This window comes from Pseudomonas sp. VEM90, from assembly GCF_054611535.1.
Genome location: NZ_JBTRAR010000008.1, coordinates 106,041 through 119,362, shown reverse-complemented (window position 1 = coordinate 119,362; position 13,322 = coordinate 106,041). Strand labels below are relative to the sequence as shown.

Below are 13,322 nucleotides of genomic sequence, written 5' to 3'. Positions count from 1 at the left end.
GCACAGTGCACCACTCAGGTGTACTACGGCACTGGTCCACTTCGAGATTTTTGAGAGAGAAAGCCTTGAGAATTCAAGGGCTTACGTAATGGAGGCGGCCCCACCAGCCACACCCCGGCACTCGATGTTCCCGCTATGGCTGCTCCCTTCCGGGCCTGACCAGGTTAACGGGTAATCAATGCGGGGGGACCGATGGGGCCACCACTACATGCCTCGCTGAGCAGCGAGTGGCGCCATTGTACCGGTCTTTGGGGCAGATACAACCACTGCGGCAGAAAAAGTCATCATTTCTCAATGACTTGTCAGGGTCGAGGCGGCCTGGACGGGCCCATTCGCGGGTAAACCCGCTCCTACAGGTGACCGCGCAGGCTTTTCAAATTTTGAGCGAGACAGTTGCCCCCCACAGGGGGGGCGCGGATGCCTAGACCGCTATGCCCTGCTCGGCCAGGAATGTGACGAAGGCATCTTCGTCCAGTACCTTCACACCCAGTTCAGCAGCCTTGGCCAGCTTGGAACCTGCCCCCGGCCCTGCCACCACGCAGTGGGTCTTGCCGGAAACCGAACCCGCCACCTTGGCCCCCAGGCTTTCCAGCTTGTCCTTGGCAATGTCCCGGCTCATGCGCTCCAGGGTGCCGGTCAGCACCCAGGTCTGGCCAGCCAGTGGCAAGCCTTCAGCCACTTTCTTCTCGTTGCGCCAGTGCATGCCGAACGCCAGCAGCTGTGCCTCGATGTCCCGCGCCAGCTTCTGGTTCGCTTCATCCTTGAAGAACTCGCGCACCGCGTCTGCCTGCTTCGCCGCCAATGCCTGGCGCAGGTCGATGCCGTCGGCGGCGATGATCTTGTCCAGGCTGTCGAGCTTGGCCACCAACTTTTCGGCACCGGTCGGGCCGACGGAGGCGATGTCGAGCTTGGCGATCATCCCGGCCAAGGTGGTGCTGGCAGCGAACTCGGCGGCCAGCTCGCCTTCGTCCTGCAACTGCATACCGCTGTCGAGCAGTTGCTGGATAACCTTCTGGTTGTGCTCGTCTTCAAAGAAGTTGTGGATCTCGTAGGCAACCTCCAGGCCGATGTCCGGCAGGTAGGTGAGCACCTGCGGCAGCGCCTGCTGGACGCGGGCCAGGCTACCCAGCGAGCGGGCCAGCACCTTGGCGGTCTCTTCGCCTACATCAGGAATACCCAGGGCGTAGATGAAGCGCGCCAGGCTCGGGCGCTTGCTGGCTTCAATGGCATCGAGCAACTTCTTGCTGGACACCTCGGCGAAGCCTTCAAGGCCGACGATCTGCTCGAACTGCAGCTTGTACAGGTCAGCCGGCGAGCCGATCAGGCCTTCATCCACCAACTGCTCGACGCTCTTCTCGCCCAGGCCGTCGATGTCCATGGCACGGCGCGACACATAATGAATGATCGCCTGCTTGAGCTGGGCGCCACAGGCCAGGCGACCAACACAGCGGTACACCGCGCCTTCGCTGGTGGTTGCCTTGCCTTTGCTGCGCTTTACCAGCTGGGTACGCTCGACCTGCGAACCACACACCGGGCACTCGCTTGGTACGTCTACCGGGCGGGCGTCTTGCGGACGACGCTCCAGCACCACCTGCATCACCTGCGGGATCACGTCGCCGGCCCGGCGAATGATCACCGTATCGCCAATGCGCAGGCCAAGGCGGGCGATTTCGTCCATGTTGTGCAGGGTGGCGTTGGACACGGTCACACCGGCCACCTTGACCGGCCGCAGGCGCGCCACAGGCGTTACCGCCCCCGTACGGCCAACCTGAAACTCGACGTCCAGCACCTCGGTCAGCTCTTCCATGGCCGGGAACTTGTGGGCAATCGCCCAGCGCGGCTCACGGGCGCGGAAGCCCAGCTCGCGCTGGGCGGCCAGGCTGTTGACCTTGAACACTACACCGTCGATCTCATACGGCAGGCTGTTACGGCGCTCGCCAATGTCGCGGTAGTAGGCCAGGCATTCTTCGATGCCGGCCGCATGCTTGAGCTCGCGGCTGATCGGCAGGCCCCAGACTTTGAGTTGCTCGAGGATGCCGATGTGGCTGTCGCCGATACTCTCGGACACCTGGCCGACGCCATAGCAGCAGAACTCCAGCGGGCGGCTGGCGGTAATTTTCGAATCCAGCTGGCGCAGGCTGCCAGCGGCAGCGTTGCGCGGGTTGGCGAAGGTCTTGCCACCGGCCTCGGCCTGGGCGGCATTGAGCCGGTCGAAACCGGCCTTGCTCATGTACACCTCACCGCGCACCTCCAGCACTGCCGGCCAGCCCTTACCCTGCAACTTGAGCGGGATGTTGCGCACGGTGCGTACGTTGGCGCTGATGTCTTCGCCAGTGGTGCCGTCGCCACGGGTGGCGCCCTGCACCAACTGCCCGTCGCGGTACAGCAGGCTCACGGCCAGGCCATCGAGCTTGGGTTCGCAACTGTAGTCGACCGCGCCAGGCTGATCGAGGCCTTCTACCACGCGACGGCCGAACTCACGCAGGTCGGCTTCTTCGAAGGCGTTGCCCAGGCTGAGCATGGGCACTTCGTGGCGTACCTGGCTGAACGCCGCCAGGGCAGCTCCACCTACACGCTGCGTGGGCGAGTCAGGGGTTACCAGGTGAGGGTGTTCGGCTTCCAGCGCCTTGAGCTCGTTGAACAGGCGGTCGTATTCGGCATCGGGCACGCTGGGCTCGTCGAGCACGTAGTAGCGATAGTTGTGCTGGTCGAGCTCGGCACGCAGTTCGAGGATACGGGTTTCGGCGGTCATGGGATTTGTCTTCTCTTGCAAAGCAAAAGAGCAGCTTGGGGTGTGCGTGGGGTTCCAGGTGTCTATTGACTGTGCCGGCCTCTTCGCGGGTAAACCCGCTCCTACAAGGGCATCACATACCTCCAGGGCGGTGATGTACCTGTAGGAGCGGGTTTACCCGCGAAGAGGCCGGCACAGGCAACGACGATACCCGAACCGGCCAGCACGCCCTCAGGCTGCTCTTTCGTCTGGATCTGTCAGCGCTTCTGGGTCAGCGCACGGCGCTCGAACTCGACGATACGCTGGCGATAGTGCTCGATGGTCTGGGCGGTCAGCACGCTGCGCTGGTCGTCCTTGAGCTCACCGTTCAGTTCGTGGGCCAGCTTGCGCGCCGCGGCAACCATCACGTCGAAAGCCTGTTTCGGATGACGTGGGCCCGGCAAGCCGAGGAAGAAGCTCACAGCGCGGGTGCTGAAGTGATCGATGTCGTCCAGGTCGAACACGCCAGGCTTGACTGCGTTGGCCATCGAGAACAGCACCTCGCCGTGACCGGCCATGCTCTCGTGGCGGTGGAAGATGTCCATTTCGCCGAAGCGCAAGCCACTTTCCAGGATGTTCTGCAGCAACGCCGGGCCCTTGAAGCCCCCCTCGTCGCGGGAGATCACGCTGATGACCAGCACCTCTTCGGCGGGTGGCAACTCCTTGACGCTGCTGCTGGCAGGCGCTGCGCCGCTACTACGGTTGTTGTCGGCGGCAAAGTCGTCATCGCTGTCGGCAAACAGGTCGGGCTCACGCTGCTCGGCGCTCAGGTTCAGGTCACCCTGCTGCACATCGGCAGCCGCACTGGCACGCTTGCCGCGCTTGCTGGCCTTGACCGGCTTGGGCTCACGCTCGCGATCACGCGCAGACGCGCTGAGCGACGGCAGGTCGCTTTCGTCAAGCTCAGGCTCCTTGTGGGTATCGAGCACTCGCGACGGGCCGAGCACCTCGGCACTGCCACCCTCTTCGTCCGGCAGGTTGGAATAACTGCGATCCAGACGGAATTTCAACTTGCCTTTGCCGCCGCGCATGCGGCGCCAGCCGTCGAAAAGAATCCCGGCAATAACAATGATGCCGATAACGATCAGCCACTCGCGCAGACCGATTTCCATGTAATCCCGTGCCTCTATAAAAATATGCTTGAAAACAAAGGGTTCAAAGCCCTTTAACACGTGGCGCCAACTCTATGTTCTGACAGGCGTTTTACCCACGCAAAAAACGAGTGACATTAAGCTAGCACGACCAAAGACAACTTTACACCGTCTGTCGCACACGGCGGGGGCATTTCGCTACAGAATGTGCCCCTATCGTCGTACATCAAGCGTCGACCATGGCCATGGCCGCCTCCACATCAACCGCAACAAGGCGTGAACAACCCGGCTCATGCATGGTCACCCCCATCAATTGATCCGCCATCTCCATCGCAATCTTGTTATGGGTGATGTAGATGAACTGCACGCTTTCACTCATTTCCTTGACCAGACGCGCATAGCGCCCGACGTTGGCATCGTCCAGCGGCGCATCGACCTCGTCGAGCATGCAGAACGGTGCGGGGTTCAACTTGAAGATGGCAAACACCAGCGCCAAAGCGGTCAGTGCCTTCTCGCCGCCGGACAGCAAATGGATGGTGCTGTTCTTCTTGCCCGGGGGGCGCGCCATGATCGTCACCCCTGTATCGAGTAGATCTTCGCCCGTCAGTTCCAGATAAGCGCTGCCACCACCGAAAACTTTTGGGAAAAGTGCCTGTAATCCGGCATTTATCTGATCAAAGGTATCCTTGAAGCGGTTGCGGGTCTCCTTGTCGATCTTGCGGATGACGTTTTCGAGGGTTTCCAGCGCTTCGACCAGGTCGGCGTCCTGGGCGTCCAGGTAACGTTTGCGCTCGGACTGCTGCTCGTATTCTTCGATGGCCGCCAGGTTGATCGCCCCCAGGCGCTGGATGCGCGCCTCAAGCTGCTCCAGTTCCTGTTCGGTACCCTGCTCGCTGGCCTCGGCTTCCAGGGTGGCGAGCACGCCTTGCAGGTCATAACCGTCGGCCAGCAACTGCTCTTGCAGGGTCTTGCGCCGCACATCCAGGCCCTGGCACTCCAGGCGCAGTTGCTCCAGTTGACCGCGCAGCAACTGGGCCTGCTGCTCGGCCTGGGTGCGGCGCTTTTCGGCATCGCGCAGTTCGCGGTCGGCTTCGTCCATGTGCAGGCGAGCCAGGCGCATTTCCTCGTCGACGCTCATGCGCCGCTCCAGCAGTTCCTCCAGCTTCAGGCGCAGTTCTTCCTGCGGGGCTTCCCCCTCCTCCAGGTTCAGGCTCAGTTGTTCCTGGCGCTCGGTCAGGCGCGCAGCTTGCAGCTCCAGGCGCTCCAGAGCCTGGCGGGTAGAATCGTACTGGGCGCGCAGCGAACCCAGGCGTACCGCCAACTGGTGAGCGTGATCCTTGTGCTGACGGGCCTCCTGACGCACCCGGTCAAGGCTTTCGCGCAGGGTATCGCGGCGGGCCATCAACTGTTCGCGCTGCTCGGTGTCCTGGGCCATGAGCTCCAGAGCCTCTTGCAGCAGCAGGCGTGCTTCGCCCAGTTGCTCGTGTTCCAGGGCGCGCTGTTCTTCCAGCTCGCCCAGCTCTTCATGCAGGCGGCGGCGGCGCAACTCGACCTGCTCGGCGCGCGCGCGGCTGGCCGAAAGACTGGCCTTCAGCTCGCCGTGCAGGCGGTTTTCATCCTGTGTACGGCGGCGCAACTGTTCGCGCTGCTCCTCCAGGTCCAGTTGCTGCTCGCGCAGGGCCTGCAACTGTTGATCGAGCTGTTCCAGCGCCGCTTCCTGTACCAGTTGCTCCTGGCCCAGGCGTTCGATTTCCTGGCCACGCGCCAGCACGCCGCCTTCGGCCTCGCCACCCCGGCGCACCCGCAGGAAGTGCCGGCCGACCCAATAGCCATCGCGACTGACCAGGCTCTGCCCTTCGCCGAGCGACCCGCGCTGCTCCAGTGCCTGGGCCAGGTCTTCCACAGGCCTGACCTGGCCCAGCCAGGGCGCCAGGTCGATACGGCCCTCGACCTTCTCCAGCAAGCTGCCGGGCAACGTCGCCCCCGCGCCGACGGCCAGCAGCAAGCGCAGTTCACCCTGCTCCAGGCCCGCAAAATCGAGGTCGTTGAAATCGTCCACCAGCACGGCCTGCAGATCGGCACCAAGCACGGTCTCTACCGCCAGCTCCCAACCCGGCTCCACCCGCAAGCCTTCGGCCAGCCGCGGCTGTTGCTCCAGCCCTTGGCCGTGCAGCCATTGCGCAGCACCTGCGCCCGGCTCCAGGGCGGCCTGCTGCAAGGCTTCAAGCGAGGCCAGGCGCCCGCCTAGGCGCTGCAAGTCGCCCTGTGCCTGCTGTTGCGCCTGGGTGGCCTGCTGCAGTTGCTCGCGTGCGTTTTCCAGGCGCTCGATCACCTGCTCTTCGCAGAGCTGCAGTTCTTCCAGCAGCATTTCGCTGCTGGCCAGCTGCTCGGCCAGTTCGAGCATGGCGGCATCCTGCGGGTCGCTGCCCAGCTGCTCGCGCTCCTCGACCAACTTGCGCTGGCGCTCGGCCTGGCGCTCAAGGCTGGTTTCCAGCTGCTGCAGGCGCGCCTGCTGCACTTCGGCCTGACGGCGCGGTTCGGCGGAACTGCTGTTGAAGCTGTCCCACTGCTCCTGCCAGCCGTGCATGCCCAGTTCGGCCTCTTCAAGCGCGGCAGCGGCTTCCTCGGCAGCCGCCAGAGTCATTTCCTGCTCGGGTTCGAGCATGGCCAGCTCTTCGCCCAGGGTCGCCAGCAAGGTGCGGTCGTGCCCCAGGTGCGATTCGGTTTCCAGGCGTGTGCGCTCGGCTTCCTTGAAGTCGTCCTGCAACTGCCGCAGGCGCTGCTGGCCGTGCTGGATGCTCTGCTCGACCCGGGCGATGTCACCGGCCACCGAGTAGAAACGGCCCTGCACCTGGTTGAAGCGTTCGGACAGTTCGTGATGACCGTCGCGCAGGCGTTCGATGCTGGCATCGGCATTGCGCTGCTCGGCCACCAGCGCCTCGTGAGAAACGCCCTGATCGCCGATCACCGACTCGCGCTGGCGGACTTGTTCGTCCAGGCCTCGCCAGCGCAAGGCAGACAGGCGCGCTTTCATCTGGCGCTCCTGAGCCTTGTACTCACGGTACTTCTCGGCAGCCTGGGCCTGGCGATGCAGACGCTCCAGCTGGCGCTCGAGCTCTTCGCGCAGGTCAGTCAGACGCGCCAGGTTTTCCTGGGTGCGACGGATGCGGTTCTCGGTTTCGCGGCGGCGCTCCTTGTATTTGGAAATGCCAGCTGCTTCCTCGATGAAGTTGCGCAACTCCTCGGGCTTGGCCTCGATCAGCTTGGAGATCATGCCCTGCTCGATGATCGAGTAGCTGCGCGGCCCCAGCCCCGTCCCGAGGAAGATATCGGTGATGTCACGCCGGCGGCACTTGGTGCCGTTGAGGTAATAGCTATTCTGCCCGTCGCGGGTAACCTTGCGGCGGATCGATATCTCGGCGTAGGCGGCATACTCGCCGACCAGGGTGGTTTCGCTGTTGTCGAACACCAGCTCGATACTGGCCTGGCTGACCGGCTTGCGCCCACTGGAGCCGTTGAAGATGACGTCGGTCATCGACTCGCCGCGCAGGTTCTTCGCCGAACTCTCGCCCATCACCCAACGCACCGCGTCGATGATATTGGACTTGCCGCAGCCGTTTGGGCCGACCACGGCCGCCATGTTGCTGGGGAAGTTGACCGTGGTCGGGTCGACGAACGACTTGAACCCGGCCAGGCGAATGCACTTCAGGCGCATCGGTCAGCCTCTGGCCAGTGCCGCCAGCACCAGTTCGCAGCTGCGCTGGCCATAGGCGGTGAGCACCTCGCGAATGCGCGGCAGGTCGCGGGAGACCACGGCTTCGAGCAGGCGGGCGAACAGGTCGAGATAGTCGCTCATGTTGGCCTGGCGCTGGTCCAGCGACAGGTAATAGGCACGGCTCATGGCCGGCTGCAGGTTTTCCACGGTTTCCTGCAGGAACGGGTTGTCGGCGAATGGATAGGCCGCACGCATGACCGCAAAACTGTCGGCGACGAAGGTCTTGATGTCGAGCTGGTCATGGGCACGCTGCAGCCGCTGCTGGATCTCCAGAAACGGGCGCAAGTCGGCTTCGGTGCGCCATTTTTGCGCAACCGCATTGCCCAGCAGGATGTAGAACTCGCCCATCAGCGAGCACAGGCTGCGAACGCTGCGCTCGTCCAGCTTGGTCACATGGGCACCCCGGCGCGGCAGGATCGCCACCAGATGGCGGCGTTCGAGGATCAGCAGTGCCTCGCGCACCGAGCCGCGGCTGACGTTGAGCGCCTGGGTAACCTTCTGCTCCTGGATACGTTCGCCTGGCGCCAGCTCGCCGCGGATGATGCGTTCGGCCAGGTAATCGGCAATCTGCTCGGAGAGGCTGTCCGGGGCCTTGAACGTCATGGTTTTCCTTCAAAATCATTGAACTGGGCACAAGGGGCGAATTGTAGCGTACTTGGGCGGTAGTCGCGCAGAGGGGCCAGGTGGTTTATTTGACCTGTCAGACAGCCACGCGCCCGGCGCGATCTATGCTTGGAATAGAGGCAGTGTGTTCGGCTGGGCATGGACATGTGCATTTTCTTGACCTTTGGGTCAGAAAAATATTGACCTGCTAGACAGGTCTTGCTTAGAGTCCGCCCAACAACAATAAAACCATTGCGAGGCCATCCCCGTGATCCAGTTTCTCGTCAACCAGGAGCTGCGTAGTGAGCACGCCCTGGACCCAAACATGACGGTGCTGCAGTACCTGCGCGAGCACCTGGGCAAAACCGGCACCAAGGAGGGCTGCGCCAGTGGAGACTGCGGTGCGTGCACCGTGGTGGTCGGCGAACTGAGCCAGGACGACCAAGGCAACGACAGCCTGCGCTACCGCAGCCTCAATTCGTGCCTGACCTTTGTGTCGTCGCTGCACGGCAAGCAACTGATCAGCGTCGAGGGTCTCAAACAACAGGGCCAACTGCACAGCGTTCAACAAGCGATGGCAGACTGCCACGGATCGCAATGCGGCTTCTGCACGCCCGGCTTCGTCATGTCACTGTTTGCCCTGCAAAAGAACAGCAGCGGCCCCGACCTGCACCAGGCCCAGGAAGCCCTGGCTGGCAACCTGTGCCGCTGCACCGGTTACCGACCGATCCTCGACGCTGCCGAGCAGAGCTGCCGCCAGCCCTGCCGCGACCAGTTCGATAGCCAGCAGGCGCAAACCATCAGCCGCCTCAAGGCCATTGCCCCGACCCAGACCGGCGAGCTGAACAGCGGCGACAAGCGCTGCCTGGTACCGCTGACCGTCTCCGACCTGGCCGACCTGTACAGCTCGCACCCTGAAGCGCGCCTGCTCGCGGGGGGGACCGACCTGGCGCTGGAAGTCACCCAGTTCCACAAGACCCTGCCAGTGATGATCTATGTCGGCCATGTGGCGGAGCTCAAGCGCATCGAGAAAACCGCCAGCCACCTGGAAATCGGCGCCGCCACGTCGCTGACTGACTGCTACGCCGCACTGAACGAAGAGTACCCTGACTTCGGGGCACTGCTTCACCGCTTCGCCTCGCTGCAAATCCGCAACCAGGGCACCCTCGGCGGCAACATCGGCAACGCCTCGCCGATCGGCGACTCGCCACCCTTGCTGATCGCACTGGATGCGCAGGTCGTCCTGCGCCAGGGCGAGCGCCAGCGGGTGATGCCACTGGAAGACTACTTCATCGATTACCGCATCACTGCCCGACAGGACAGCGAGTTCATCGAGAAGATCATTGTGCCGCGCGCCACCAGCGACTGGGCGTTCCGCGCCTATAAAGTGTCCAAGCGCCTGGACGATGACATCTCCGCCGTGTGCGGGGCGTTCAACCTCAGCATCGAAGACGGCGTAGTCAGCGGGGTACGCATCGCCTTCGGCGGCATGGCGGCGATCCCCAAACGCGCCCGCGCCTGTGAGGCGGCGCTACGTGGCAAGCCATGGGACCAGGCTGCCATCGAGCGCGCCTGCCAGGCCCTGGCCGAAGACTTCACCCCGCTCAGCGACTTCCGCGCCAGCAAGGAATACCGCCTGCTGACCGCGCAGAACCTGCTGCGCAAGTATTTCATCGAACAGCAAACACCGCACATCGAAACCCGGGTGACCGCTTATGTCTAACCATCACGTAGCCAAAAGCCAGGCCGAGATGGCCGAACTGTTCAGCCAGGACCTGACCACCGGGGTGGGCCGCAGCGTCAAGCACGACAGCGCCGACAAGCATGTGTCCGGCGAGGCGGTGTACATCGACGACCGCCTGGAATTCCCCAACCAGTTGCACGTCTATGCCCGCACCGCCGACCGCGCCCATGCGCGTATCCTGCGCATCGATACCACGCCGTGCTACGCCTTCGAGGGCGTGCGCATTGCCATCACCCACGAAGACATCCCCGGCCTGAAGGACATCGGCCCGGTGGTGGCCGGCGACCCGCTGCTGGCCATCGACAAGGTCGAGTTCTTCGGCCAGCCGGTGCTCGCTGTCGCTGCCCGCGATCTTGAAACCGCACGTAAAGCGGCCATGGCCGCCATCGTCGAGTACGAAGACCTGGAACCGGTGCTGGACGTGGTCGAGGCGCTGCGCAAGAAGCACTTCGTGCTCGATAGCCACACCCATCAGCGCGGCGATTCGGCTGCCGCCCTGGCCAGCGCCCCGCACCGCATTCAGGGCACCCTGCACATCGGCGGCCAGGAGCACTTCTACCTGGAAACGCAGATTTCCTCGGTAATGCCTACCGAAGACGGCGGCATGATCGTCTACTGCTCCACGCAGAACCCCACCGAAGTGCAGAAACTGGTCGCCGAAGTGCTCGACGTACCGATGAACAAGGTGGTGCTGGACATGCGCCGCATGGGTGGCGGTTTTGGCGGCAAGGAAACCCAGGCCGCCAGCCCGGCATGCCTGTGCGCGGTAGTTGCGCGCCTGACCGGCCAGCCAACCAAGATGCGCCTGCCGCGGGTCGAAGACATGACCATGACCGGCAAGCGCCACCCGTTCTACGTCGAGTATGACGTGGGCTTCGACGACAATGGCCGGCTGCACGGCATCAATTTCGACCTGGCCGGCAACTGCGGCTATTCGCCCGACCTGTCCGGCTCGATCGTCGACCGCGCCATGTTCCACTCCGACAACGCTTACTACCTGGGCGATGCCACCGTCCACGGCCACCGCTGCAAGACCAACACCGCCTCCAACACCGCCTACCGTGGCTTTGGCGGCCCACAGGGCATGGTCGCCATCGAGCAGGTGATGGACCATATCGCCCGTCATCTGGGCCGTGACCCGCTGGCCGTGCGCAAGGCCAACTATTACGGCAAGACCGAACGCAACGTCACCCACTACTACCAGACCGTCGAGCACAACATGCTCGAGGAGATGACCGCCGAGCTGGAAGCCAGCAGCGACTACGCCGAACGCCGCGAGTCGATCCGCCGCTTCAACGCCAACAGCCCGATCCTGAAGAAAGGCCTGGCGCTGACTCCGGTCAAGTTCGGCATTTCGTTCACCGCCACCTTCCTCAACCAGGCCGGTGCGCTGATCCACATCTATACAGACGGCAGCATCCACCTGAACCACGGCGGCACCGAGATGGGTCAGGGCCTGAACACCAAGGTAGCCCAGGTGGTGGCGCAGATCTTCCAGGTGGATTTCAGCCGCATTCAGATCACCGCCACCAACACCGACAAGGTGCCTAACACCTCGCCTACGGCTGCTTCCAGCGGCGCCGACCTGAACGGCAAGGCGGCGCAGAACGCGGCTGAAATCCTCAAGCGCCGCCTGACCGAGTTTGCCGCACGGCACTATCAGGTGACCGAGGAAGACGTCGAGTTCCGTAACGGCCATGTGCGCGTGCGCGACCAGATCGTCAGCTTCGAGCAACTGGTGCAGCAGGCTTACTTCGCTCAGGTGTCGCTGTCCAGCACAGGGTTCTACCGCACACCGAAGATCTTCTACGACCGCAGCCAGGCTCGCGGCCGGCCGTTCTACTACTTCGCCTTTGGCGCTGCCTGCGTGGAAGTGATCGTCGATACGCTGACCGGCGAATACAAGATGTTGCGCGCCGACATCCTGCACGACGTGGGCGATTCGCTGAACCCTGCGATCGACATCGGCCAGGTAGAGGGCGGTTTCATCCAGGGCATGGGCTGGCTGACTACCGAAGAGCTGGTGTGGAACGCCAAAGGCAAGCTGATGACCAACGGCCCGGCCAGCTACAAGATACCGGCCGTGGCCGACATGCCACTGGACTTGCGGGTAAAACTGGTGGAGAACCGCAAAAACCCGGAAGACACCGTGTTCCACTCCAAGGCCGTGGGCGAACCACCATTCATGCTCGGCATCGCTGCCTGGTGTGCAATCAAGGATGCCGTGGCCAGCCTCGCCGACTACCGCGTGCAGCCGCAGGTGGATGCGCCAGCCACACCTGAGCGGGTGCTGTGGGGCTGCGAGCAGATGCGCAAGGCAGTGGCTGAAACACAGTCGCGCGAACTGGAACTGGAAACCATCACCCCCTGACAACGCAAGGCCCTGGTAGGAGCGGGTTTACCCGCGAATGCGATATCAGCTTCACCGCTACATTCGCGGGTAATCCCGCTCCTACCCGGGTCGGCAGCATAGCTTAGAGAGGTTGCATCATGCACCAATGGATCAACGCCCTCGCCGACCACCAGTCACGTGGCGAAGCCTGCGTGCTGGTGACCATCATCGAGGAACGCGGCTCAACACCGCGCAATGCCGGCTCAAAGATGGTGGTCAGCGCCAGCGGCCTGTTCGACACCATCGGCGGCGGGCACCTCGAATACAAGGCCTTGCACATCGCCCGGCAAATGCTCGAAGAGCAGCGCACCACCCCGCACCTGGAGCGCTTCAGCCTCGGCGCCAGCCTGGGCCAGTGTTGCGGCGGCGCCACCGTGCTGCTGTTCGAGCCGATGGCCGCTGTGCAGGCGCAGATCGCCGTGTTCGGCGCGGGCCATGTCGGCAGGGCTCTGGTACCCTTGCTCGCCGCGCTCCCCTGCCGGGTGCGCTGGATCGACTCGCGTGAACAGGAATTCCCCGAACTCATCCCCAAAGGGGTGACCAAGGTCGTCAGTGAGGAACCGGTCGACGAAGTCGCGGACCTGCCGCCCGGCAGCTACTGCATCGTCATGACCCACAACCACCAGCTCGACCTGGAACTGACCGCCGCCATTCTCAAACGCAACGATTTCAACTGGTTCGGCCTGATCGGCTCGAAGACCAAGCGGGTCAAGTTCGAGCACCGCCTGCGCGAGCGAGGCTTCGACGAGGCCGTGATGGCACGCATGCGCTGCCCCATGGGCCTGACCGAGGTCAAGGGCAAGCTGCCCATCGAGATCGCCGTGTCTATCGCCGGTGAAATCATTGCCACTTACAACGCCTGCTTCGGCCAGCACGACGCTGCCGCCAATGCCGGCCCCATTGCCCAATTGCTGCCGCCCTCCCGCCGCAGCCAAGCCATTTGACGA

7 protein-coding genes and 1 other RNA gene are annotated in these 13,322 nt (G+C 63.4%); 3 read left to right on the top strand and 5 right to left on the bottom strand.

Going from position 1 to position 13,322, the window contains the following annotated elements:
• Positions 1-98: 98 nt before the first annotated feature.
• From ffs to ACYCCG_RS10330, 5 genes are all read right to left on the bottom strand, one after another.
• An RNA gene (gene ffs / locus ACYCCG_RS10350) (signal recognition particle sRNA small type) lies at positions 99-195 on the bottom strand.
• Positions 196-421: 226 nt separating this feature from the next.
• Positions 422-2,752, bottom strand: coding sequence for an NAD-dependent DNA ligase LigA (gene ligA / locus ACYCCG_RS10345; RefSeq protein ID WP_459670290.1), 2,331 nt, complete (start codon positions 2,750-2,752; stop codon positions 422-424).
• Between the two features lie 236 nt (positions 2,753-2,988).
• Positions 2,989-3,882 (bottom strand): cell division protein ZipA, encoded by an 894-nt coding sequence (gene zipA / locus ACYCCG_RS10340; RefSeq protein WP_209967297.1) that lies wholly within the window; start codon positions 3,880-3,882, stop codon positions 2,989-2,991.
• Between the two features lie 205 nt (positions 3,883-4,087).
• Complete coding sequence (smc, locus tag ACYCCG_RS10335) at positions 4,088-7,576, bottom strand: chromosome segregation protein SMC (protein WP_459670289.1); 3,489 nt, start codon at positions 7,574-7,576, stop codon at positions 4,088-4,090.
• A gap of 3 nt (positions 7,577-7,579) precedes the next feature.
• The gene (locus ACYCCG_RS10330; RefSeq protein WP_209967302.1) at positions 7,580-8,239 is read right to left on the bottom strand and encodes a GntR family transcriptional regulator; all 660 of its coding nucleotides are present in this window, start codon (positions 8,237-8,239) and stop codon (positions 7,580-7,582) included.
• Between the two features lie 268 nt (positions 8,240-8,507).
• On the opposite strand from ACYCCG_RS10330, the gene xdhA reads away from it, so the two are divergent.
• The 3 genes from xdhA to xdhC all read left to right on the top strand — a co-directional run bounded on the left by xdhA (position 8,508) and on the right by xdhC (position 13,319).
• The gene (gene xdhA, locus ACYCCG_RS10325; RefSeq protein ID WP_209967304.1) at positions 8,508-9,962 is read left to right on the top strand and encodes a xanthine dehydrogenase small subunit; all 1,455 of its coding nucleotides are present in this window, start codon (positions 8,508-8,510) and stop codon (positions 9,960-9,962) included.
• Positions 9,955-12,354, top strand: coding sequence for a xanthine dehydrogenase molybdopterin binding subunit (xdhB, locus tag ACYCCG_RS10320; RefSeq protein WP_339443592.1), 2,400 nt, complete (start codon positions 9,955-9,957; stop codon positions 12,352-12,354). Before xdhA ends, xdhB begins: the two co-directional genes overlap by 8 nt.
• A gap of 119 nt (positions 12,355-12,473) precedes the next feature.
• Entirely contained in the window at positions 12,474-13,319 is an 846-nt protein-coding gene (xdhC, locus tag ACYCCG_RS10315) for a xanthine dehydrogenase accessory protein XdhC (protein WP_339443593.1), read from the top strand.
• Positions 13,320-13,322: the final 3 nt, after the last annotated feature.